Consider the following 24,393-nt stretch of genomic DNA (forward strand, 5'->3'; position numbering starts at 1 on the left):
CCGAATAGAATAACGAGCGTTCAGGTGAATAGTACCGCTGAAAGAACAATTCCAGCACTAGGACTATGTACAAACTACTATTACCTTTCGCCTGCCCGGCGTTTTCTCTCTCGCGCATTATTATCTGGTGAACCTCGCGCCATCCAAAGGGCAAGGGATAGCCCTGCTGACAACGATACTTCACGCACCCACATGATTACCTCTTTGCGCGCTAAAATCCTCCTTATCCTAATGGTGGTTGGTCTTTTCATTGCCGGCACGGGGGTCGGGGCCAATGTCCGTCGTGGCGGAGATACGCCCGCCGTGGCTACCCAAGGGAGCGGACCGCGTTTGGCCCCCCTCGCAGGATACCTGACCTGGGGCGGGTTGGGCCTGGTATTTGGGTGCTTTTTGCTACTTATAATCGAGCGCAAACGTCAGGACAAAGCCAAGTAAGGCGCTTAGTGATAACTTATCTGTCTATCCAAACGGTCCATCGCTTCATTATCCAATCCTTTGCGCGCCGCTGATGATATTGCGGTGTCCGACACTTCCCGGCCTTTCTTCTACCATTCCGCGCTTATGTCTTTCGACTACTCCTCACAACTGACGGCGGTGGTGGCTGCCGAGGCCTTGGAATCGGCCCCGGGTGGCGGCCCGCCCGCCCAGCACGCCTGCCTCGACTGCGGCGCGGCCCTGAGCGACCGGTTCTGCGCCCACTGCGGGCAACCGGCCGACACCCACCGCATCACCCTGAAGCATTTGCTGCTGCACGACCTGCCCCACTCCGTCTGGCACGTGGACAAGGGCCTGGCCTTTACCTTCTGGCAGCTGCTGACGCGCCCCGGCCTCACTATCCGCGGGTACTTGGCCGGGCAGCGCACCCGGCAGTTCCGCCCCGTGAGCTACTTGCTGCTGCTGGTGGGCCTGTCGGCCCTGGTCATGTCGGCCTTTCAGGTTGACCTGCAACAGGCCATGCTGTCGTCGCAGCCCACCGGGGCGGGTTCGCCATCCCAAGGGCTGATGGCGGTGGCGGTGGAGCGCTACGTCGCCCTTGGCATCAAGCACCCGTCCCTGATGCAGCTGGTAATCCTGCCGCTCAACGCCCTGGTGGCGTGGCTGCTGCTGCGGCGGGCGGGCTACAACTACGCCGAGGTGCTGCTGGCCAATGCCTTCATCGTCGGCACCTTGACCGTGCTCAACCTGGCCATCCTGCTGCCCGCGCTGCTGGTGGGCAATTTGGCATTTCTGCAGGTGGCTTCGCAACTTATTTTTATCCCGACGCTGGGGTACACGCTCTGGGTGAACGCGCAACTGCTGCGGGCCGCCCCCGCGCTCACGGCGGCGCGGCGCTACGGCCGGGCGCTGGGCATTTCCCTGCTGCAAATCGGCGTGCTGCTGCTGGCGATTGTGGTCTGCGTCGCCGTGCTCACGGTCCAGATACTGCGCGAACGGCCCGATTTGAGGCCCCACACAGCGCCGAAAAAGTCGCCGACGGCCGCCCTGCGCTAGCGGCCCAAAACTACAGTCTCTATTATGGGCTGCGTTAATCACTAGACCGAATGTTTATTTGACCTTTGGCTGGCCGACAGCGCTTCAAAAATTACCCGAAACTTAGGTATTGTGTGAGGCTAGTTCGAAAGCCAGATTTACCGGAAGAAACCCACGGCCTCGGCACCTTTATGTTTCCACGACACCACCGACTGCGAATCCTCATGAAAAACCCATCCCGCGCCTTCTACTTGGTTGCCACCTTATGCCTGCTCTTGGCCTTGGGCGGAGTCTTCATGGCGGGCTACTATTCCCGCCGCAACGACTCCTTGAGGGAGCTGGGGCTGGGGCTGAGCTTTGTGGGCGCGCTCTCGCTCATCTTCGCCTCCGCTGTGTATAAAAAACAAAAGGGCAACATAGACACTCCGCGCTAAGAAGACACGGATGAATTACGGCCTGGTGCCGTGCAAATGGGCTTATCCGCTTCGGTTCACTGAAACGGTCCGAACAGCGAAAGGACCACATAACAGCTTCGACTCGCGTATCCCTAGCCATGCTTTTGCACGAGTCTAACCCCCACTGGGCGGCCGATTTCCAGGCCCTGGCCCGCGTTCTGTCCTCCGCGCTGGACGGACTGAAGGTGGCCATTGCGCACGTGGGCAGCACGGCCGTGCCGGGGCTGGCCGCCAAACCCATCATCGACCTGGACCTAGCGTACGCACCCGCCGTGCCCTGGGCAGCTCTCCCCGCGGCCCTGACCCCGCTGGGCTACGTGCACGTCGGCGACCAGGGCCTGGCCGGGCGCGAGGTCTTCAAACGACCGGGCGGGGGGCCACCCCACCCGGTGCTCGACCGCATTGTGCACCACCTCTACGCCTGCCCGGCCAACGGCGCCGAATACCAGCGGCACGTGCAGTTTCGGGACTTTTTGCGCCACGACGAACCCACCCGGCGGCGCTACGAAGCCCTGAAACGGCAGCTGGCCGCGGAAGCCAGGCAAGACGCCAAGCGCTACGCGGCCCTGAAGCAAGTGCGCGCCCGGGCCTTCGTGGCCGAGGTCCTCGAGCAGGCTCAGCGCCAGCGAGGAGGGCCCGCCCCAAGGGGAACCGGCCAACCGCTCACCCCATAAGGCGTTCCTCACGCAGCGTTCAAGAAAACGGTGGTTTCGCGCTCATGCCGGGCAATGGGAACCAGTAGGCCCACCGGGAGTTAATGGTCCAGCCATTGCTTGAAGGCCGGGGCGCGGCCGGCACTGACGACCAGGTCCTGCCCTGCTACCGCGGGCGCGACCTGCAGCACCAGGCGGCCCTTGAAGTACGGCCGGATTTCCTGCACCGCCGCGATACTGAGGATGAACTGGCGATTGATGCGAAAGAAGTTTCGGACATCTAGCTGGCCTTCCAGCTGGTCGAGCGTGTCGGCGATGATGAACCGCTTGCCCGGGTGGGTCACGAGGAACACCACCCCCTCTTCGGCCAGAAAGTACGCCACCTGCTCTACCGGAACGGCTTGCAGGGCCGGGCCGGTTTTCACCAAAAAGCGCGCACGGGGCGTGGTATGCACCAGCCGTTGCACGTTCTCGACGGCGACCGGCCGCGTCGCGGGGTGCAGGGTTTCGTACTTGTGCAGGGCTCGTTCCACTGCCGCGACTTGCAGGGGTTTGAGCAGGTAGTCCACGCTGTTCACCTCAAAGGCCTGGATGGCGTAGGCGTCGTAGGCGGTGGTGAAAATGACGGGCGCGCCCACTGCCACCTGCCGGAAAATATCGAAGCTGTTGCCATCTGAGAGGTGGATGTCGCAGAACAGCAGGTCGGGGGCGGGCTGCTGGCGCAGCCATTCCACGGCTTCTTCCACCGAGCCCAGGGCCGCGAGAATGCGGGTGGCGGGGCGCAGGCGGGTAAGTAGGGCGGCCAGGGCCTGGGCGGCCAGGGGCTCATCTTCGATGATCACGACGTTCATGCGGCGGGGGCGTTCAGTAGGGGAAGGCGCACGATGAAGGACGCTGGCGTGGGCTCGATTTCTACGGGGCGGTCAGTCAGGTGTTGGTAGCGGCGTTGGATGTTGCGCAGACCCGTGTGGGTGGAGGCCACCACGTCGGTCCGGGGTTGCCGGTTGTTTTCGACCACCAGCATCCCGTTGGCGGCCGACACCCGGATGCGCAGGGGCTTGCGGGTGGTGGAGCCGTTGTGCTTGATGGCGTTTTCGAGCAGCATCTGCACGGCGGTGGGCGGCACTTGGAAGTGCTCCCAGGCCGGGGCCACGTCCCATTCCACCCGCAGGGCGTCGCCAAACCGGGTTTCCAGCAGGTGGGCGTAGGCGCGTACCAGCCCCATTTCGCGGCCCAGCGGCACCAGCGTCTGGGCCCCGGTATCGAGCAAAGCGCGGTAGACTTCTGAGAGTTGCCCCAGGAACTGCACGGCCCGGTCGGGGTCGAGGTGAATCAGGGAGCCGAGCACATGGAGGCTATTGAACAGGAAGTGCGGGTCGATCTGGTTTTGCAGGGCTTCGAGTTGCGCCTGGTAGGTTTCTTTCTGCAGCTGCGCCACCCGGTACCCTTCCTGCTCCAGCTTCTGGCGGCTGTGCTCGCGCTCCACGAAGTAGTAGAAAAACAAGGAGAGCACCGCATTAACGGCCAGCGAAAGGCGCCGGGCCTGGGGCGAAACTTCCACCACGGGCACCAAATAATGATGCGGGGGAGCGAAAAACACCAACCAGAAAACCAGGCTCACGACCACCACGCACAAGCCTTCGAGCAGGGCTTTGGCCGAGGCGGGCAGCCTGGTCAGGCGGTCGGCCCCGAAGAGGCGGGCAACGTGGGCGTGGGCCCAGAAAGTGGACAGTAGAAACGCAAACACCCGCAGCAGCTCCTGGTAGCCGGCCAGCGTGCCCACCCACACCGTGCCCGACTGGATGAACACGGCCACATGGAACACCCCTACGGCCGCCAGGGCCGCCAACGCAATTTTTCGAATCATGGGGCCGGGTTGAAGCGCTGCCTTGCGCCAGGGCAAGGGTCGGCGACGGATGATGGCGGAGGCCGCGGCCCCACTCGTCGTGCCAGGGTGCCGGGGGGCCACCGCCCAACGAGCAGGCCAAATTACCAGGTAAAGGTGAAAAGCCGCCGGCGCCCAGCCGATTCATCCGGCCCCCGTCCCGATTCAGTGCCCCGGCATCCGCCTTCGGCAGAAAGCGCTTTCTGCGCGCAGAAAAGCGCGCCAGCTTTGTCGTGTTCGGTTCGCCGCCGGGCGCTGCCTTTCCTTCCACTCTTACCCTCCAACCCCTATGCGTCTGCCCTCCTTCGACTACCCGATTCACATTTCCCGGCCCCGGGTACTGTGGAAGCTGACCAAGGCCGCCCTCGACCGCGACCGGCCGGTGCTGGTGCAAATCGTGGTGACCCGCCGCTGCAACCTGGCCTGCGGCTACTGTTACGAGTACGACAAGGTGTCCAAGCCCGTCCCGCTGGGCGAGCTCAAAGCGCGGGTCGATGCGCTGGGCAAGCTCAAGGCCGTGTTCGTGACCCTGAATGGGGGCGAGCCCCTGCTGCATCCGCACATCGCCGAGCTGGTGCGCTACATCGCCGAAGCCGGCATGGTCCCGATGATTAACACCAACGGCCACGTGCTCAAGGCCCCGCTCATCCGGCGCCTCAATGAGGCCGGTCTGTTTGGCATGCAACTGAGCTGCGACAGCCTGGAAGACAACGAGGTGACCGAGAAAAGTATGCGCCGGCTGCGGCCCAAGCTGGAGCTGCTGCGCGAGCACGCCAAGTTCAGGGTGCGGGTGAATGGCGTGCTGGGCTCGGGCAACCCCGCCGAGATGGAGCAGGTGGCTAAGGTGGTGGTCGGCTTCGGTTTCGGCTTTCAATGCTCTCTGATGCGCGACAGCGCCGGGCAGGCCCTGCCCCTGAGCGACGAGGCCCTGCAGGCCTACCTGCGCATCCGAGGAATGAAGGGCCGCCTGCCCCAGGTACTCAACGATAACTTCCAGCTGCCCCTGGCCCGCGGCGAAAACAAGCACTGGAAATGCCGCGCCGGAGCCCGCCACTTCGAGGTGGATGGGGCAGGCCTGGTGCACCTGTGCCAGCCCCGGACCGGTGCGCCGGCCAAGCCCCTGGCCGAGTACTCCGTAGCCGACATCCGGGCCCAGTTCGACTGCGGCAAAACGTGCGCGGCCCGCTGCCCCATTGCCTACGCCCACCTGGGCAGCCGCCTCGACGGCTTCCGGGGTCAGCAAAAAGCCCGGGCCTGATGGAGCTGAGCCTGATTATTCCGGCCTACAACGAAGCCCACCGAATCGGGCCCACGCTACGGCACTTCCATGCCTTCCTGGCCGCGCGACCTGCCAGCTTTGAAATCCTGGTGGTCGACGACGGCTCGACCGACGACACGGTGGCGCTGGTTACGGCCCTGGCCGCCGAGCTACCTGGGCTGCACGTGCTATGCTCGCCGGCCAACCGGGGCAAAGGCCACGCGGTGCGCCGGGGCATGCTGGTAGCCACGGGTCAGGTCCGCCTATTTTCCGACGCCGATGGCTCCACGCCCATCGACGAACTGGACCCACTGCTGCAGGCGCTGTCGGAAGGGGCCGACATTGCTATTGGCTCCCGATATCTGGCTGCCTCTCAGGTCATGCGGCCCCAGCCCTGGTTTCGCCGGGTATGGAGCCGGCTCGTCAACCGGGTGGTGCAGCGCGTGCTGCTGCCCGGCATAGTGGACACCCATTGCGGCTTCAAGGCCTTCACGGCCGCGGCAGCTGAACATACCTTTGCGGCCTGCACCGTGGACGGCTGGTCGTTTGATTTGGAAGTGCTGGCCCGCGCCCGCGCCCAGGGGTTTGGCATCCGGGAAGTGCCCGTGCGCTGGCAAAACGACGAGCGCAGCAAAGCCCGCCTCCGCCAGCTCCCCCGCGAGTTCCGGCACGTGTACCGCCTCCGACAGCAGCTGCGGCAATCAAGGCAGCAGGCAGGCAGCTGGTCTTAGCGCTGAGTGCGGGGGCTGCCCCCGTATTTCTATGCTGTTGATAAAGGAGAACTCACTATAAGGTTCGGAAGAGTAGTTGCTCCAAGGGCCGCATTCAGCCAGCAAAAAGGCAGTTGTGAGATATGGTACGGGAACAAGCCTCTACTATTTCTCATCGTCAACCGCATGCAATGAAACATGCCCCGTCGCCTCTAGTAGGGCAAACTGCTGGCGGTTGATGGTAGGCAGTATGGCAATTGGGCCCGTGTCTGTTGGGATGGTGCGAACCAGCTCGCTGCCATTGGCGGTGAGGTGATAAAGCGCCGTTCCGAGTTCATTGATGACGGCTAAATGAGCGGGCCCGACAAACTGGATGGCGACATTAGTCGCAGCACCGGTGGTAGAAGCAGCGCTAAGCTTTCCCCTGCCAGACCGAGTTGGTGCCCAGAGCAGAAACCCCTCTACGGTGTCGATGGCCAGCAGCAGTTCTGCGGAATAGACCGAACGCACTACCTCCGAGACTACTCCTATGGGCACCTCATGGAAGCTGTTACCTGCGCTTTCACTCCAGGAAAATAACCAGTGACCCCAATAGCTGTAGAATACGCCTGCCTGGTAGAACAACTCACAGGGCCAGCCGCGCTCGTCATCGACCAAAGCCAGGTCACTGCTGCCAAGATTGTGATTCCAAGCAGGCAGCAGCTGCCCATTGGCCGTGTAACGCTGCACCGTAATCAGCCTCTCCTGCCGCGTAACCGCGGCGACCACGCCATCAGGCAGCAGGCCCACCCGCGTGGGCCAGGGTGGCAGCCAACTGGGGCACTCCACGCTGAGGGCAACGGCAAAATGTTTGTTTTTGGGCAGCTGCTTGGTTTCCAACGCAACCGCCACCGATGGGCGCAACAGGATGCGGTTACTGTGCCGCTCATCGGCTAGCAGTAACACGTACACCCCGTTCATATCTGCCAGCCAGGAATAGTATTCCACGTGGCCGTACCAATTGCCGCGCGCCAGATGCAGCCGGTCATCGCGCGTGCCGATGGCAACCCACTGATGGCCGTGCGTCACCGCGCTTTTCCACTCGATGGTAGCGTCCAGCTGGGGAGTTGATGACGAGCGTGATGGGGTAGATGCCGCCAGCGGGCGCGGCGGCTGGCGGGTAGCGAAGCGACTGCAATCGGCGGCAATCAACCGGTCATCGGGCAGGAAATGGCGCAGCAGCGGCAAACACGCTAAGTTGCCGGTAGCGGTTTCGGTGCTCACCACATCGTAGGCAATGTTGCGGGAGGTGATGAGTAGCTCCGGGGCCGGGTGCTTTTCGTTGACGGTGACCAGCACCTGAAGTAGCGGCACGCGCTGAGTCGGCGCGGTATGCTGCTGAAAAACTTGGTAAGCGTGCGCACTCAGATCCGCGGCTGGTTCAGCCGCTAGTACGTCGAAATACTGCCGCAGGCACACTTCGGGCTGCTTCGAGCCCGCCCAGCCATCGAGCAGCACGACCTGCGCCCGGTCGGCAGCCGCCAGCTTAGCGGCCAGGAGGCGGGCGGCGGCGGGGTGGTCCTGGTTGTCGAGAAACAGGCTTACGCCGCGCTCATAATGACGGGCGGCCAGCGCCGTCTGGTCGAGACGCTGGTATAGGTCGCCAGCTTTTTCGTGCTCCCTGAGCTCGGTGTATATTTCGGCGGCTTCGTGCAGCAGTCCGCCGTGCTCCAGGCACTTGGCGGCGGCGGGCAGGTTGTGTAGGTGGTCTTTGTGGAGGGCGGCGGCTTCACGGTAAAATCCGCCCTGGTCCAGGGTGTTGGCGGCCGCCTGATAGTCCCCGAGCAGGTGGGCGTAGATGTAGGCTGCTTTTTTGAAGCGGCCGGCCGCGACTTCGTGAGTGGCGGCGGCGTGATACTGCCGGCCCAGGTTGTGGCGGTAGGCATCCAGGTTCCAGGCATCAACCCGGCTGCCCCCGCCCAGGCCACCGAGGTTAAAATCAGTGGTTCGGGGCCCCAGCCGGGCCGATTGCGCCGCGGCGCCGCGGTCCAGGTAAGGGCCACTCAGGGGAATAGCGTACTTGAGGGCCTGCTCCATATCCTCGCCGAACAGGCGCAGCAGCCGCTCAATCTCGTTCTGGCGCTTCTGCTCCAGATTGTCAATGCGGCCACCCAGCCAGTTTTCCAGGCGTTGAAACAGGCCCGGACGGGCCGCGGCGGCGGGCCGATGGGTAGCCGGGGGGCTGACTTCCTCATCCGAAAAGCTGCGCCAGATTCGCATGATTATCAGCGTCAGTGGTACAATCAGACCACTAAGACCACCCTGCCCAAACTGCGCGAACACGCTGGCCAAAAGGATCAACGCTATGACCACCGCCAGCACAATACCCAGTACTCCCAGTACGCGCCCCGACGGCAGGCTTGGCAACCACCGCACTAGAGCCAGCACTGCTTGCAGCAGGCGGCGGCGCAGGTTATCGAGGGCCTGCTGCCCGCGACCGGACTTGTCGGCGGCCAGTCCCGGTAACTGCGCCAGCGGCACCGTGCCCACGTCCTGCTGAAATGACTCGACTACTTCGGCTACAGTGGGAGCCAGCACCCGCACCTGCTCCAACCGGGGCCGGGGCGCAATGCCCGGCCGGGCGCGGGCCCAGTCGGTGGGGCGCGGCGCGGCGCAATCGAGCAGCGCGGCCAGGTCCAATTCGTCAATCGTATCGAAGCCGACCAGCCCGATGCTGGGGTGCAGCAACTGCCGGGGCCACAGCAGGGCGGCAGCCAGCTCGTCAGGGGCGGCGGTGGGCCAGAGCGTGGCCTGTACGGGCACGTAGAGCCGCCCGGCGGCCTCGCAGCCATAGGGTTCCAGCACGTCGGCGGGCAGCGGGCCGGCGGCTACCACGAACAAGCCCGCTACCTGCACCGAGCGAATGGACTCGGGCACGAGGTAACAGGCCAACTGCTGGGCGGGTAGGTTCCAGCGGCTCAGCTCGCGCAGCCACGCCGCCGGGTCGGAGCCCCGCAGGAAGGCCGCGCGGGCCGGGCGCTGCGCCGTTTCGTGGTAGCGAAGCGAGAGGTGCATAGGTTAGCCGAGCTGGGCGATGAAGCGTTGAAGATACTGCCGGTTGAAATCCGGCACGGAAAGGCACCGCGCCGGATTTGGGCCGGTGAAATACGGAGAGCCGCACACGGTGCCGTCGGCGGTCCAGGCGGCAGTGGGCTGGCCCAGCACCAGTATGAGCGTGATTTCCGGCACGGTGGCATCGGCGCTGTGCAGGTGCAGCAGGCCGCGCGGGTCCAGCAGCGCCTCGCTCCCGTCAGGCCAGGCGAAGCGGCGGAAAAGCAGCTGCTCATTGGCTAAGAGCGGGAACCCCTTGGGGTCAATCTGAACCAGATGCGCCAATTTCTCGGCCGGAACGGCGCTTAGGTTTTTGTTGGCCAGCCGTAATTCTTGGGTCAGCAGGCGCAGGTTACTTACCAGGACCAGTTCGTGGCCCTCAATCACTAATGCACCCTGCTTGTTCACTCCCAGGCTGTTGAGCCGGTGCAGCACGTTGAAGCCATTGTTGATGCGGCGTTTGATGTGGCCATGATCGGGACGAAAAGCGGACGGCATATGGACGGGGAAGATGGTGTTGCGGCGGTCCCGAATTTCCCAGCTCCGGCAATCAAACACCAGCGTGCCCTCGGCCCATTGCACATGGTAACACCCGTCTTCAAACACCACCGGCAAGGCGTCATCAGGCAGCGCGACCTCGGTTACCAGATCCACCATCTCAACTTCTTCGGTGGCAATAAAAAAGGCATAAATCCGCAGCAACCGGCGCGCACTGACGAGCACGTACACGCGGCTGGCCCCATCGGCCCCGAAATGGTAGGCCCCCGATTCGATTCCCGGTAGCAACTCGCGCGCCCCGATATCCTTGCCGGGCCAAAATAGCACCCGTTGTTTGTCGGTGATGCTCAGAACGCCAATGCTCGCAGCGTAAAAAGTGTTTTTTGCCGATACCCGCAGGCCGGTAACCGGGAAGAACAGCGGGGCCGGTACCTGCTGCGAAAACGCCGGCCCCTCGGTGGGCGGCGGAAACTGCAACAACCGGCGCGGCGCGGGTGCAGCCGAAAAGAGGGTTTCCTCCAAATTGTAGCGGGCGGTGCTCTCCAGCGTGCGGTGGCCGTTCTGATAATGGTAGAGCTGTAATTCGCCGCTACGGTCTACTGTGAGCAGGAAGCGCAAGGCGGGGGCGGCCTCGGCCAGCTGGCGGGCAAATGCTGGCTGGTGCAGCAGCTGCGCATCGGTGATGAGCAGGCAGTCGCCGGCGGTGGCTGGTTGGCTGCGTCCAAACTCCAGCAGGGCCGGGCCTGCGTGCGGGGCGGGGTCGAGTTGGGCAAGGGCCGCCACTACGCCGTCGAACGTATCCAAATCAAGGGGCGTGGTAACCTGGCCCCCGAGGGCAAAGGCCGCCACCGGGGCCGGCTGCTGCGACTGCCGCGAGTTGCGGGCCCAGGCCAGCGCGGCGGCCAGGCCAAATACCCGCGGCACGCCCCACATACGCAGGGTCGTATCAAGTAGCACGGCGCGGGGCTTCACGTCGGGGCGGGGTGGGGCCTCGCGGCGCAGGTACAGGGCCTCGTTGTTCACGAGGCGGGCTAGCAGCACATCGTCGTCGTGGGCCAGCTCGCTGAGTAACAAGCGGTCAAGATTACCACGATTAGTCACGTCGGAGACGCCGCCGATGGGCTGATCGCTGGCGCCCCGGGCGTGCAGTGGAATGCGTAGCGCCGCCACCAGCTGCTGGGTGAGACGGGCCAGGCCGGCCGTGCGCGGGTCCTGGGCCAGTTGGTCGAGCAGGTCAGTAGCGGTCGGCGTGAGCGGCTCGGTTTCGGCAAACACGGGCGCGGGAAGCGGCTCGGGAAGTGACTCGGGCAATTTCCCGAGGCCGGTGCGCAGGTGCAGCGCCAGGGCGTCGGTCGAGGGGAAGCGGTTGAGTGAGTGGGCCAGACAAGCCAGCTCGTTGTAGAGCACGCGCCGGGTAACCGGGCTGCGGCTGAAATGCAGTACCTTATCTGAGCGGCCGCTGGCCCATTCGTCCAGCAGGGCCGAGGCCATTGCCACCCCTATCTGCGGGGCCTGAGCGCTGAAAACTTCGCGGAATAAATGTAGCTTGGGTTCTCCCGTTCGCAAGTTGGCCGGCAGCGCCCGGACCACGTCCAGAAATTGTAGAGCGTGCCGCATCTGCCTCTCCAAAACGGCTTCACTGGGGTCGTCCGCCTCGGCCGGCATGTGCTCCCACACGCGTTTGACTACCGTAGGGCCGCCATCCGGCTCCGACCATGCATCAGCACAGGCCGCCAGTAACAGCAGCACCGATGCGAGCGGAGGCAAGCCCTGCTCAACTAAACCCCGTAGAACGCGGGCCAATTCCTCGCGGTAGCAGAGGGTGTTGCCACTGCGCCACTCCACTATTTCCCCCTTCTCTACCCAGCGCCAGAAGTAGTCCTTCGGATTGCGGAAATAGTCTGGTGCCAGTTTCCGTACCGTTTTCACTTCGCTTTCCAGATCGCTCATCGCTCAAACTCCTCCCATGTGAGCCGCACCGCACTGCGCGTGACGGGCAAAACAGCGGCATTAGGTACCCGTTCCCAGCTGCTATCGGCGGCAAAGAGCAGCATGTCATCGGGGGCCGACTCCAGCTTCTGCCGCAGCAGGGGTGCGAGTAGCGGCGCTTCGAAATCAAAGCCAGCCGGCAGTAGCAGACCCTCACTCAGCCACAGCTCCTGGCCGGGCAAGGGGGGGAGCGGCGTGCCCAGCAGCAGCACCCGCGCATCGTCTGCCACGGCGAAATGCAGGCACCGCAGGCGGATTTCCGGGGCCGTTTCCGCGTAGGCATGCCAGGCAGCAAGGGTAGTGAGCAAGCCGGCCGCCGCCTCTGCGCGGGCCGAGGGGCACAGGCGCACGCGGTAGGACGAGGGATGCTGCGCGGGCATCGCCGCCGTGGGCAGCTCGAGTGGCAGGAAGGCGCGGATTGGCTGCCAGACCAACCCGGCAGGCAGGCGAGCGGTGGGCGTGCGCTGCCCGCTGGCAAACAGCCGGCCCTCGGTATCGAGCCCGTAGATAGCCACGGCAGCCAGGCCGCGCACGGGCATCGGCAACTCGCCGGTGGTGGGCAGTCCACCCACCCAGAGCTGCCCGCCGGTTTCGGCCGCTTGCAGGCCGGGCAAGTGGCGCACACTACCGAGGGTTTCGCGGTCAGCCGTAGTCAGCACCAGCACGCGCCCGCTCATCATGCCTGTAGCACTTTCTGCCAGAGCGCGTCCAGCGGCTCCTGCACGTAGGCGCGTTGCACGTCGTTGGCGAGCCATTGGGCGCGGCCGTGCAGGTAGCGCAGCTGGTCCTTGATGGCGGTACGCTCGGCGGGCGAGGTTTCGGGCAGGTCCCACTGGGCCGTCAGGATTCCGATTTCGCGCAGCAGGGCGTCGGCATCGGGGGCGTCGCGGCCGGCGGCGCGGGGGTGTTGGGCGGGCTGATCGTCGGCGTGCACCACAGCATCCACGATGCTGCCCACTACTTCGCGCTGCTCATCGGTATCCCAGATATAGCGCAGCACCCACATATCGGAACTAATAACTGTGGTGCGGCGGCAGAGCAGGGCGCTGGCGGCCAGCAGCCGCTGCAGCTTCACGGCGCGCCGGTCTGACACGGCCACGCCGGCCAGTCGCAGCTTGCGAATAAGGTCGGTGTAGAGTGGGCGCACGGGGCGAAGGTCTACCAGCGGCAGGGCGACCTGCAGGCGCAGTATATCTTCAGCCGCAATTGTGGGCGCTTGCTCCGCACCGGGACGCTCTAGGTTCCAGCCGGCTTCGAGTACGTCGGTCAGGGCATCAGGGGCCACGTAGTCGCAGTGCACGCGTACCAGGAACCGGTCGAAAAGGGCTTGCAGTGCGTCGTCTTCGGGTAGATGGTTGCTGGCTCCTACCATAAGCAGGGCGGGCAGGGCGCGGGTTTCGCGCCCGCGCCGGAACACCCGCTCGTTCAGCACCATCAGCAGGCTGTTGAGGATGGCACTATTGGCGTTCAGCAGCTCGTCGAGGAACACGAGGTGGGCCTCGGGCAGCATGCCGTCGGTGTTGGTCACGAGGTTGCCCTCCCGCAGCTGGCGAATATCGAAGGGCCCGAACAACTCATTCGGCTCGGTAAAGCGGGTGAGCAGGTACTCGAAAGTGTTGCCCTGCAGCCGCTGGGCCAGGGCGCGCACCAGGGCACTTTTGGCCGTGCCAGGCGGGCCCAGTAAAAACAGGTTTTCGCGGCCCACCAGGCACAGGCACATCAGGTCGATGATGTCGTCTTTGCCCACAAACGTAGACTTGAGATGGCCCGCTACGCGGTTGAGCTGCTCTACCAGCAACCATTCTTCGGTCAGTAGATTTTCCATTTAAGCGGATAGCGTAAAGGCCGCGAAATCGGGCCATAGTATAGTAGCGTGGCCACCCAGCGCCTCGTGCACCAGCGGAGCCAGATGCGGCTGGCGGGCCCGCGCCTGGTCCTGCACCCGAATGATGCGGTCGATGTAGGCCTGGCGCAGGGCTGGGTGCGCCAGCACCATGGTGTCGGGCTCGGCTTCCGTGAACGTGGTGCCCACGAACGAAAACGGCCATTGCCGGGCCATTGCCTGCAGGCTGGCCACCAGCGCATCGCCGGGGGCCAGCCCTTTGGCCAGCCGTAGCAAATCGGGAAGGTGGCGCAAAGTAAGGTCAGCGGAATAAATGACGGCCGGGGTCTTATCGCCGGCGAAGTCCGCTAACTGCTCGTGCACGACAGTTTCGTCCAGTTCTCGCACCAGCGCCAGCTTCACGGCCTGGTAGAGGTAGGCAGCGGCCCAAAGGGCCGCCGCCGCATCAAAGGGCGGGGCCGTATGCGGCAGTTCCCTTGCGTCTTCGGCGTGGTAGCGGCGCAACACCTGCTCGGCGGCGTGCCGGTCAGCCGCTTCAAAAGCATCCGGCTGGCTGGTTAGGGTGAGACAACCGGTGGTGAGCAGCTCATGCAGAAAACCCGTCAGTGGCATAAATCAAGCAGCAAAGAATCTTTCAAAGACTGCTGGTTTCCGACAGGCAAATACCCTGTGTCCAGCTAAGCTGCGCAAGATCTTAATAAATCAGAGTAGTCTTATTCTTATTGGCTTTGAAATTTTGCTGGTCGCTTTTTATGCGGTTAAAGTCTCTGACTGGTGTACTGAGTAGTGCATTGCTTCCCGTCTTTTAGGTTTGAGAAGGCATTCGCGGGGTGCGTCCGAGGTGGGCCTGCCAAACAAAACCAAAAGGGGGAGCAACTGGTGTGGCAGTCTTTTGCTAGCAAGTATTCCTCACACCGCCTCCTGATCGCGCAGGTTCAGCTGGCGGCGATAACGCTTGACACTGGACTCGCTCACGCCCGTGGTGGCCACCGTCTGATGCACCGACATGCCGGCGGCCAGACAGGCCTGCACTTTAGCCAGCTTGCCCGCGTCCACGCCCGGACGGCGGCCCAGGTGCTTGCCCTATGCTTTGGCCAGGGCGATGCCCGCGGTAGCTCGCTCGTGGATGCTTTCCCGGTCGTACTCGGCCAGTGCGGCGAAGATGCCCAGCACTAGGCGGCCGGCCGGCGTGGCCGTGTCGATGCCCAGGTCTAAGGCCACGAAGCGCACCTGGCGCTCGTGCAGGTCGGCCACCAGCTGCATGATGTGGGCGCTGTTGCGGCCCAGCCGGTTCAGGCGCGCCACGGTCACCGTATCACCGGTCCGCAAGGTGGCCAGCAGCTCGGTGAGCACCGGCCGTTGGATGGTGGCGCCGCTGATCTTTTCCTGAAACACCCGGTCAACGCCGGCAGCTTTGAGTTGGTCGAGTTGGGTGTCGAGGTGCTGGTCTTTGGCCGAGACGCGGGCGTAACCGAAATTCATGGCAAATGGGTCAACAAGGTGGGGCCACGAAGATATAGGACTGGCCCCACTTTCTGGCCCCTCATTTCGGGGACAAGCCGCTACGGATTGGTGGGGTCCTGGAAGGTGTACCTTTTTGGCCGTGCCTAAGCTTACAAACGTTACGGCTAGACTCCGGGTAAAACAGAACGCCTGAAGAAATGATGGCAGGAACAGGATTATGCATAGCACCTTGCTATGCGTAACAAATGGCATATGTTTGTCCGTTTTTCCGCTGTTACTGGCACTCCGGCGCTTGCTTTGCTTATATTCTACCTTCTTGGTTCTATCGAATAACCTTCTTCTCCTTGCTCTGCTTGCTGGGGTATGTTGCCCAGGATGGTTCCGGCTTTGCAAACCTGCAACTAGGCCCGTATGGGGTCGGCTTCCGAGTCGTGCAACAATACGATTATGCGCGTTCCTACTACGATAGGACGGACCCCATTACAGGCAAAATGTATCTAGGCGAGCGGGCTCATCCCCTACAAACGCTGGTGTGGTATCCAGCTCCCAAAGCGGGTACGCCAGTGCGGTACGCCGATTACGTGCGCACGGAAGCCACCGATGAGGCCTTCGAGCGAACGACAACCCAGATGGCAGCCTGGATGGCGACAGCAGGTCATGGCTGCCACGGTGAGTCCCAAGCAAGCGCCGGCCCTGCTCGACCAGCGTATGTGGGCCATCCAGAATGCGCCCGCGATGAGCGGCGACGGCGCGGCGGATGAAGCGGCTGACCTGTGCGAATACTTGGCCAGTCACGGGTATGTGGTGCTTGCCAGCCGCAGCCTGGGCACGCGCACAAAGGCCATGAACTTTGATGCCGACGGCCTCGATACCCAAGCGCGGGACATCCGGTTCCTGCCTTCCTATGCTCAAACCTTACCGCAGGACGATATGACCCATGTGGCCGCCCCTGGCTGGAGTTGGGGTGGCTTGGCCAACGCGCTGGCTGCCTCTCAAGACTCGCGCATTGCGGCCCTGGTTAGCTTGGACGGCACCCAGTACCGGGGGGACACGAAACCCGTTTCCCGCAGTCGCGTGGCGCTCCCGTGGCTGTACGTGAAGCGCCGCCCCGAATCGGTCCGCGAACTCAGCGCTAAAGGCATGGAAACCACAGAAATCATGCTTAACGAGGCTATTTACTCGGACCGCTACCACCTAGTCATGAACCCGATGGAATACGTGGATTTTTCAACCTCGGACCTGCGCGTGGCCCCATTGGCGCACTTTACGGAGTACACCCGCCCCGAAGTAGAAGCGGCCTACCACTGGACCTGCCGCTACACGTTGAAATTCTTGAACGCAACGCTCAAAGCGGCCGCCACCAGCCGCCAGTTCCTGGACCGCTCGCCCGCCCAGAACGGTGTGCCAACCCATATGACCCAGTTCTATCACCTGCCCGTGCATCAAGGCCTCGTGCCCACGCAAGCGGGCCTAGCGGCGGCGCTGGTCACCGCCGGTTTTGCCCATGCACGGGACCTCTACCGCCAAGCGCAGCAGCAGGACCCCACGTTTGTCCTCTCGGAGGAAGCCCTCAATACGTGGGGGGTACCAACTGCTCGGCGCCGCGAACGACGTGCCGGCGGCGCTAGCCATCTTCCGCCTTGGCACCGAACTCTATCCCATCAGCTTCAATCTGTTCGACAGCCTGAGCGAAGCTGAAGAACTCAACCACAACCTTGCTGCGGCCATTATGCACTACCGGCGTTCCTTGGCATTAAATCCGCAAAACAGTCATGCGCAACGTCGCTTACAGGTGCTATACAACTCTCCCACTACTGCACCCGCGAACTAAGGCAACTGGTCTTGTCCAATGAATCAATAGGAGTAAAAGTCATCAGCCGCCGGCTAGCCGTACTTTCTATTGCTTAATATAAAGATGATTTGTTTCTCTACTCTTAGAAAAGTACCAGTTTTTGGCTGCTAGTTGAGGCGCACGCAGGGTAGTACTTGGTGGGTAGGACAGTCGGGATAGGCATCAGTTAACGACCTGCAACCAATGGTCCGTTTAACTTTTGCACCAAACTTTTAACCAAGGCCGAACTTGTGCTTCCAATGGGTCACTTATGATTACGATGACGGCGAGCCGTCCCAGGACGGATACAAATTCATTTGGCGTTGCTTCAAAGGAAGCCTCCAGGCGGCCTGCGGCCAAGCACGCATTCCGTCGGGGTCTGACCTGTTGCATCTGTTGACCAAGGTTACGGAAGCAGGCTGGTTCATCAAGATTGAATAGCAGAGAATCCCGAACATTTCCTGGGACATGATTGACGGAGTGCTCGAACAGTATTGTATCGTCTTATTAACTACTGATGCAAGGTGCGATTATGCGTGAGTTCAGAACTTAAGTTCTCTTGCCGCCTTGGCAAAATCGTGTCAAGTGCTACCTTCACGATCTTTGCAACGCAAAATGCGGAGCAGGTACGGATGCGTCTTGCTACCGAGGAGTCCTTGTAACGTTGAAGATATTATGAAGGCTATTGATCTTTTCTGTGGTTGCGGCGGGCTGACGGAAGGACTCAGGAACGCAGGTTATGAAGTTATCGGAGCCGTCGACAACGAGCCCATCGCTGTAAAGAGCTACCGAATAAACCACCCCGACGTGTACGTATGGGAGGCGGATATCAAGACGATGGAAGGCGGTGAGGTTCGACGTAAGCTGAAGCTGAAGGTGGGAGAACTGGACTTACTGGCTGGCTGCCCACCATGCCAGGGCTTCTCCCGCCTGACCACGCGCAACGGTTCCATTGACACGGGTAAGTTGCGCAGAAGCAAAAACGAGTTGCTTTTCGAATTTTTACGGTTCGTCAAAGCACTACGGCCGAAGGCCATCATGTTGGAAAACGTCCCCGGTCTTTACGACGACTCCCGTTTGAGACGTTTCCTGAAATCATTGGGCAAACTCGGCTACCATTGCGAGTTTGAAGATGTAGTGCGCGTTCTGAATGTGGCTGCTTACGGCGTTCCCCAACGTCGCCGCCGATTGATATTGATGACATCTTTGGGCGGACCCGTATCGTTTGCCGAGCCGTTGGAACAGAGACTTACCGTACGTAAAACGATCGACAAATTGCTCCCGGCGGGTTGCTCTGGTGATCCCTTGCATGACTTGCCGGAAAAACGCACCGCCGCGATGATGGAGCGTATCCGCGCCACCAAGGCGGACGGCGGTAGCAGGGCCGATTTACCGGCGGAATTGCAGCCCGAATGCCACCGTCAGCAAACAGGATTCAAGGATGTGTACGGACGGATGAAGTGGGACGATGTATCGCCCACCATGACCGGGGGGTGTCACAATCCGTCCAAAGGTCGTTTCCTCCATCCGGTGGAACATCGTGCCATTACCTTAAGGGAGGCGGCACTGTTTCAATCGTTTCCTCCCAACTACCATTTCTGCCTGGACCGAGGTAAGGAGTCCGTTGCCCTAATGATAGGCAATGCTCTGCCGCCGGTATTCATAGAGGCACACGCCGTGCATATCAGTGAAGCATTGCGTCGGTATAAATTAGCTTAGTACTCGGCGTAAGCTTCCACTCAATGGCCAAATTCAGAACCAGAGCGCGTACGGTCGACATGCTGGGTCGGCAGCAGATTTCCGGTATTCCCACGGCAATCAGCGAACTGTTCAAGAATGCCCATGATGCCTACGCCGACCACGTGGAGGTAGACTTTTACCGCTCCGACCGGCTGTTCGTACTGCGCGACGACGGTCTGGGTATGACACGGGACGATTTCGAGACCCGCTGGTTGACGTTGGGTACCGAAAGCAAGTTGGGTAAGGAGTCCGGTATGTCGCTGCCGCCTCGAGTCTTGGGTAAGGCTCCCCGCCCGGTGCTCGGCGAAAAAGGTATCGGTCGTTTGGCCATCGCCGCCGTGGGGGAGCAGGTGATCATCGTGTCCCGTGCCAAACGCGACGAGGTGCTGCAGGATACGGTCGTCGCTTATATTCATTGGCGCATTTTCGAGCAGCCGGGAATAGACTTAGATGAAATTCAAATTCCCGTTCGCTCCTACCCCGACGGCATTCTTCCGGATGAAAGTGAGATAGCCGACATGCTGACGGAATTCTCCGCTAATTTGGACAAGCTTAAATACCTCTCCGATTCGGAACGAGCCCGTTTTGAGGCCGATTTCAACAAAACACGGCTGAACTTGAGCGAGGTGGACAGCCTGATACCGCGCATGAGCCTTACAGGCGAAGGGCACGGCACCCACTTCATCATCTCACCGGCAAGTCCGTTGCTCGATGCGGATATCGACCGGAGCACCAAAGAGGAAGCATCTCCGCTGGAGAAGGCTCTTTTGGGCTTTACCAATACGATGACCCCTGACCATTTACAGCCGGACATCAAAACAGCCTTCAGAGACTACCCGGAAGACGGCCCCGAGCGTAACATAATTGCGGAAGGTGAATTCTTTACGATTAAAGAGTTTCTGAGCACGGATCACCATTTTGAAGGCGAGTTCGATGAATACGGACAGTTCAACGGGCATATTTCCATTTATAGAGAGAGCGGGATACCTTACTCCATTGAATGGAAAGGTGCGAAGGGAAGGAAGACAGCATGCGGCCCCTTCAAAGTAAATGTGGCTTACCTGCAAGGCAGTCTCAACCAAACCACTTTGGTCGGTGAGGATTTCAATTTGTTGTTCCAGAAAGCGGAGCGGCTCGGAGGCTTATACATTTATAAGAACGGTATTCGTATCCTTCCTTACGGGGACACCAATTATGACTGGTTGGAAATAGAAAAGCGGCGTACAAAAAAAGCCAGCCGCTATTTCTTCTCCCACCGCCGGATGTTCGGTACCGTTGAAATCGACCAGTCTCAAAACAAGGAATTGAGCGAGAAGGCGGGTAGGGAAGGATTTAGGGAAAATAAGGCATACAGAGAGTTTCGGGAGATTCTTAAAAACTTTTTTCTGAATTTGGCCGCCGAATTTTTTAATGAGTCCGGAGTTTACAGTGGAGAGTTTCTGGAACGCCGTGCCGAACTGGAACAAGCCGAGCTACTCCGTAAAAAGCGGGAACACCAGAGCTCTCAAAAGCGGAAAGTCTTTGCAACGCAGCTGGAAGACTTCGACCAAGCTTATCGCAGCAATGAACCGGAGCGCGAAGCATTCGAATTGACGGCAAAATTTCAGAACGAACTGGAACATGCAGCGTCGATTACCGATGAGCGACGAGCCGCATACGAGTTTCTAAGTATCGAGAGCAACGCCCGTCAGCGTCTGCGGGTATTGGAGGAAAAATACCGGATACCCAGACCGAAAGGGTTCGCTGTTACAGCCGCGTTGGAACGGGATTACAACGACTATCTCCACAACCATCAAAAGCTCCAACAGACCACCTTTTCCGTTTTCAGAGGACTGGTGGAGGGCGAGGTCAGCCAAGCGGCCCAGCGTGCACGAGTGGAATTGGACCGACGAATGCGCGTTGAATATTCCTTACGGGAGCTGGCTACTCAGGCCGAGAGTGTGGGTCGTTCCGAGCGTAAAAACACCATCACCGTTTTGGAATCGCTGGACGACCTGATTAAAGATAAGGTCAAGGAGAGCGTCGTTCAAATCAACGAAGAGGTCCGCAACGTGCTGATGGAGTTCAACACTATCGACTTCACCGATTTGGAGGAGACGGCCGTCTTCGACATCAGGGACCGGTTGGAAAGCCGAATCATCTTAGTAAAGGACCGCAAACAAGAGCTGCTGCGAGCGATTCGCACACAGTTGGAAAACATCAACTTGTCGGACGAAGCCGTCCAACAAGTCGACCAGTTGGACGCACTTGAACAGCGGGTGCTGACGCTGGAAGAGCAAGATGATGAACAGATGCGCTTAAGCCAGTTGGGCATGGCCATCGAAATAATCAACCACGAGTTCGAGTCCACCGTGCGGGGCATCCGTGACAGCCTGCGACGACTGAAAGGTTGGGCTGATTTGAATGAAAGCCTCGACGGGGTCTACCAGGACCTGCGTATCAGCTTCGAGCACTTGGACGGCTATCTGACCCTCTTTACGCCGCTGCAACGGCGCCTCTATCGCCGGGCCGCCCCCATCTCCGGCCCGGAAATATTCGAATACATTACGAATCTATTTAGAACTAGATTCGAGCGTCACGATATTCAGCTGGTTGCAACCCCCCAATTCAACAAACAGAAAATAACGGGCTATTTATCTTCTTTCCTGCCTGTGTTCGTCAACTTGGTGGATAACGCCATTTATTGGTCGAAAGACCGACCGATACCGCGGACGATTGAATTCCATGCGGAAGGGGATGATTTCTTGGTGTCCAACAACGGAACGGAGCTGATCGGCAGCCGATTCGATTCCGTGTTTCAGCCCGGAGTGTCCTATAAACCTGGAGGACGGGGTCTGGGCTTGGCTATCTCACGCGAAGCGTTGGAAAAAGCAGGTTACAGCATTCAAATAGATGACCAGGCTCGGCCGAATATGGTTATTACATTTCGAATTTCACCCAAACAATAAATTATCTCAATGTCGCCCGAAGTCGCCTACGAGGAATTTCACGCATATTCCAGGAATATCGCCACTAATTTTCTGCAAAGTGTCGTGGTTGTCGACGACAAAGCGGAAACCACTTTTACGAAGAAGGAACCTATCCCCGAACCGGTACCCGGTTTAGTCCAACCGGGACGTGCCGGGAAGCAGATTACGGTTGCTTCACGGAATCAAGCCGAGGATAGTGCGGATAAGAACCACCCAGAGCAAGGGCTTTCCTTGTCTACTACACAGCAGGAACACGTAGCACCCGCTCCGCAGCCCGTAGATACCGAGGTGCTACCCATCAAGGCACTTAACGAGGCATTCGCCCGACACGGAATCGTGTGCGGATTTTTGAGCCCGACCGACACGGGTTCGAACAGAGAGACAATCATAGAGGCTGTTGAAAGATCGGCCAAGCGAGCCGACATCGTCATCTTGGACTGGAAGATGGAAGGCCGGGATGAGGGCAGGCAGGATGGTTATACCGCATTAAAAATAATCGAGCATATCCTGAAGAGTGATGAAAAGGGGGATAATAGCTTTCAATCCAGCGGTCGACTCAGACTCATTGCCATTTACAGTCAAAGCCCGGATTTGGCTGTCATCATCAATAACATCCAGACTCACACAAAGGAAAATTCGCACAGTTTCGAAAAGCTCGGCGATTTCGCTCTTCAGCACGAATCTACCCATATATGTGCATTCAGAAAGGCCGGGGGCACGGTAAAGGACGAACGCACATTAGATGTTAATTCTTTAACGGATAAATTAATCGACGAATTTACATTGCTTACCGAAGGGTTGCTGTCCAATGTGGCTATAGAAGCATTAAGTGCCCTAAGATTGAATACGCACAAGATTTTGCAAAAATTCAATCCCGAGCTCGACGCGCCTTACCTGACCCACCGCGCCTTAACCAATCCTTCGGATGAAACCATGTCTCATCCCATTGCAATGCTTGCCTCAGAAATGCAGGATGTATTGGAAGGTAACGGAGTTACGAACTCCGTATCTCCCGAACGCATCAGGAATTGGCTCTACAGCCTACCTCATCGAATTCTGCCCGGACTTATGACGGTAAATCCCTCTTTCGGGAATATAACCGTAGAACAGCAACTGGAACTCGTGATCGATGCGGTAATAAACGGCGTGAGTGAAACTCCGGAATCGAATGTAGGTGGTGAAAAATGGCTCGCCCTTCTCAAAAAAATGCAATCGCCTAAAAAAGACGAGAGTAGTACGTTCACCAATTTGATGCTTGCCGACGGCACAGGTGCCCTTAAAGACAGAAAATTTTCAATACTGACGACCGTCCGTTCCCACTATACCACCCCGCCGCCCTATCTGAATCTGGGAACCGTCGTCGCCTTGCGAAACGGAACTGTATCCGAGTATTATGTATGTATTCAGCCGATTTGTGATTGCGTCAGATTGGAATGTGCCAGGAGATTTCCTTTCCTCAAACTTGAACTGCCGCCCGTAGCCGAGCCGGGTAAGCCTAAACCATCCAAATTCGATTTTATCGTAAAGGATGGTGAAAAGTTGCTGGAATTGAAGGTCAATTATAAGCCGTACCATATGGAGCTGTTCAGCTTCGCACCCGTCGGAACCGGTAAACTAGTTGAAGCGGTACCGAAGGAAAAGCAGACAGTCCCTACTCAATGGTTGTTCAAAGGTATTGACGGTAGGGGACAAGCAATCGAGTGCTTCTGGATTGCAGATTTGAAATTTGCCCACGCGCAACGCATCGCCGAACGGTTCGGTAGCGAGATTACTCGTGTCGGCTTGACCGAATCGGAGTGGCTACGTCGAATGGCCGTTTGACGACGAGAGGCAGCTAGACGACACCATCATTTTCGAGAGTTCGGCAACGGGCGATATTCACTCCTCATCATGGCATCCCTCAGAACCGTAACCGGCGGCACGGCCGACTATCTCAAAGCATTCGTCACACTCAAATGTCCGACGAGCCGGCACGAGTCGCCTCACGTGCAACGACGTCTGTTAGCTCATTGGCCGGGCCATCGTAAAGGCTCATGGCATATACTTGTGCGCTGCAGCAGTTGCGGTCTGGAATATGTATGGTACACCGATACGCTGCCCGTTACGCAATTGCAACCGTTTCTAATTCGATTACATGCAGCAGCTTTTCTGCCGGGGACGGAGGTGCTGCCCGATTTGGTAGAGGAATTCTCAGTGCTGGCCGTTGACCGCCAAGCGGCGTACCGTCAGGCGCAATTCGGAAGCGAAATGCCGGTGGCCGGTCAAGTGGTCGTTACGTATGTGGACAATGAAGAGGAACGGGACGCACGCTTCTGATCTACAAGCTGGCCCAAAACTCCCTAACATCCAGTACCTCCGCCGTAAGCCGAGCGAGTGTTGCGCCCTTTTCAATTCGCATTCCCACACCACCAATATATTTCAGCCGACAGTTCGCAGGGCATCTCCTGCAAGGCCGCCACAGTATATCTTAGCGGCCAGTTTCGCTTCCCAGAATGCCATATTAGGAGAGCATCAGAATTGTGGGGTAATAGTGAGGTG

19 protein-coding genes are annotated in these 24,393 nt (G+C 59.9%); 10 read left to right on the forward strand and 9 right to left on the reverse strand.

Going from position 1 to position 24,393, the window contains the following annotated elements; translation table 11 throughout:
• The first annotated feature begins 561 nt into the window (after window positions 1-561).
• From HW554_RS17885 to HW554_RS17895, 3 genes are all read left to right on the forward strand, one after another.
• Window positions 562-1,491 (forward strand): DUF3667 domain-containing protein, encoded by a 930-nt coding sequence (locus HW554_RS17885; protein ID WP_088466153.1) that lies wholly within the window; start codon window positions 562-564, stop codon window positions 1,489-1,491.
• A gap of 203 nt (window positions 1,492-1,694) precedes the next feature.
• Window positions 1,695-1,904, forward strand: coding sequence for a hypothetical protein (locus HW554_RS17890; protein ID WP_088466152.1), 210 nt, complete (start codon window positions 1,695-1,697; stop codon window positions 1,902-1,904).
• 125 nt (window positions 1,905-2,029) lie between these two features.
• Window positions 2,030-2,599 carry a GrpB family protein gene (locus HW554_RS17895; protein WP_176909923.1) on the forward strand — a complete coding sequence of 190 codons (570 nt, stop codon included), beginning with the start codon at window positions 2,030-2,032 and terminating at the stop codon, window positions 2,597-2,599.
• Window positions 2,600-2,679: 80 nt separating this feature from the next.
• Here the strand turns inward: HW554_RS17895 and HW554_RS17900 are convergent, their stop codons facing one another.
• Both HW554_RS17900 and HW554_RS17905 read right to left on the reverse strand, forming a co-directional pair.
• Window positions 2,680-3,429, reverse strand: a complete 750-nt coding sequence (locus HW554_RS17900; protein WP_176909924.1) for a LytR/AlgR family response regulator transcription factor — start codon at window positions 3,427-3,429, stop codon at window positions 2,680-2,682.
• On the reverse strand, window positions 3,426-4,445 hold the full coding sequence (locus tag HW554_RS17905; protein WP_176909925.1) for a sensor histidine kinase: 1,020 nt from the start codon (window positions 4,443-4,445) through the stop codon (window positions 3,426-3,428). Before HW554_RS17905 ends, HW554_RS17900 begins: the two co-directional genes overlap by 4 nt.
• Before the next feature lie 307 nt (window positions 4,446-4,752).
• On the opposite strand from HW554_RS17905, the gene HW554_RS17910 reads away from it, so the two are divergent.
• A complete protein-coding gene (locus HW554_RS17910; protein ID WP_176909926.1) occupies window positions 4,753-5,721 on the forward strand; it encodes a radical SAM protein in 969 nt (322 codons plus the stop codon).
• Window positions 5,721-6,452 carry a dolichyl-phosphate beta-glucosyltransferase gene (locus HW554_RS17915; RefSeq protein WP_176909927.1) on the forward strand — a complete coding sequence of 244 codons (732 nt, stop codon included), beginning with the start codon at window positions 5,721-5,723 and terminating at the stop codon, window positions 6,450-6,452. Before HW554_RS17910 ends, HW554_RS17915 begins: the two co-directional genes overlap by 1 nt.
• A gap of 144 nt (window positions 6,453-6,596) precedes the next feature.
• On the opposite strand, the gene HW554_RS17920 is transcribed toward HW554_RS17915, so the two are convergent.
• The 7 genes from HW554_RS17920 to HW554_RS17945 form a co-directional block, all read right to left on the reverse strand.
• Entirely contained in the window at window positions 6,597-9,485 is a 2,889-nt protein-coding gene (locus HW554_RS17920) for a hypothetical protein (protein ID WP_176909928.1), read from the reverse strand.
• A gap of 3 nt (window positions 9,486-9,488) precedes the next feature.
• Window positions 9,489-11,969 (reverse strand): hypothetical protein, encoded by a 2,481-nt coding sequence (locus HW554_RS17925; protein WP_176909929.1) that lies wholly within the window; start codon window positions 11,967-11,969, stop codon window positions 9,489-9,491.
• The gene (locus tag HW554_RS17930; protein ID WP_176909930.1) at window positions 11,966-12,688 is read right to left on the reverse strand and encodes a hypothetical protein; all 723 of its coding nucleotides are present in this window, start codon (window positions 12,686-12,688) and stop codon (window positions 11,966-11,968) included. The genes HW554_RS17925 and HW554_RS17930 overlap by 4 nt, the downstream gene beginning before the upstream one ends.
• The gene (locus tag HW554_RS17935) at window positions 12,685-13,833 is read right to left on the reverse strand and encodes an AAA family ATPase (RefSeq protein ID WP_176909931.1); all 1,149 of its coding nucleotides are present in this window, start codon (window positions 13,831-13,833) and stop codon (window positions 12,685-12,687) included. The genes HW554_RS17930 and HW554_RS17935 overlap by 4 nt, the downstream gene beginning before the upstream one ends.
• Window positions 13,834-14,463: a hypothetical protein gene (locus tag HW554_RS17940; RefSeq protein ID WP_176909932.1), complete on the reverse strand. Its 630-nt coding sequence runs from the start codon at window positions 14,461-14,463 to the stop codon at window positions 13,834-13,836.
• A gap of 297 nt (window positions 14,464-14,760) precedes the next feature.
• Window positions 14,761-14,907 (reverse strand): hypothetical protein, encoded by a 147-nt coding sequence (locus HW554_RS20755; RefSeq protein ID WP_246285461.1) that lies wholly within the window; start codon window positions 14,905-14,907, stop codon window positions 14,761-14,763.
• 27 nt (window positions 14,908-14,934) lie between these two features.
• On the reverse strand, window positions 14,935-15,333 hold the full coding sequence (locus HW554_RS17945) for a recombinase family protein (protein WP_246285463.1): 399 nt from the start codon (window positions 15,331-15,333) through the stop codon (window positions 14,935-14,937).
• A gap of 690 nt (window positions 15,334-16,023) precedes the next feature.
• Between HW554_RS17945 and HW554_RS17950 the strand changes: the two genes are divergently transcribed.
• The 5 genes from HW554_RS17950 (at window position 16,024) to HW554_RS17970 (ending at window position 24,171) form a co-directional block, all read left to right on the forward strand.
• The gene (locus HW554_RS17950; RefSeq protein ID WP_176909933.1) at window positions 16,024-17,013 is read left to right on the forward strand and encodes a dienelactone hydrolase family protein; all 990 of its coding nucleotides are present in this window, start codon (window positions 16,024-16,026) and stop codon (window positions 17,011-17,013) included.
• 808 nt (window positions 17,014-17,821) lie between these two features.
• Window positions 17,822-18,865 (forward strand): DNA cytosine methyltransferase, encoded by a 1,044-nt coding sequence (locus HW554_RS17955; RefSeq protein WP_176909934.1) that lies wholly within the window; start codon window positions 17,822-17,824, stop codon window positions 18,863-18,865.
• A gap of 23 nt (window positions 18,866-18,888) precedes the next feature.
• Window positions 18,889-21,834, forward strand: coding sequence for an ATP-binding protein (locus tag HW554_RS17960; RefSeq protein WP_176909935.1), 2,946 nt, complete (start codon window positions 18,889-18,891; stop codon window positions 21,832-21,834).
• A gap of 9 nt (window positions 21,835-21,843) precedes the next feature.
• Window positions 21,844-23,676: a response regulator receiver domain gene (locus HW554_RS17965; protein WP_176909936.1), complete on the forward strand. Its 1,833-nt coding sequence runs from the start codon at window positions 21,844-21,846 to the stop codon at window positions 23,674-23,676.
• 69 nt (window positions 23,677-23,745) lie between these two features.
• Window positions 23,746-24,171 carry a hypothetical protein gene (locus HW554_RS17970; RefSeq protein WP_176909937.1) on the forward strand — a complete coding sequence of 142 codons (426 nt, stop codon included), beginning with the start codon at window positions 23,746-23,748 and terminating at the stop codon, window positions 24,169-24,171.
• Window positions 24,172-24,393 lie beyond the last annotated feature (222 nt).

Origin of the sequence: Hymenobacter lapidiphilus (assembly GCF_013377885.1) — a bacterium.
In the GTDB taxonomy this organism is placed as follows: Bacteria; Bacteroidota; Bacteroidia; order Cytophagales; family Hymenobacteraceae; genus Hymenobacter; species Hymenobacter lapidiphilus.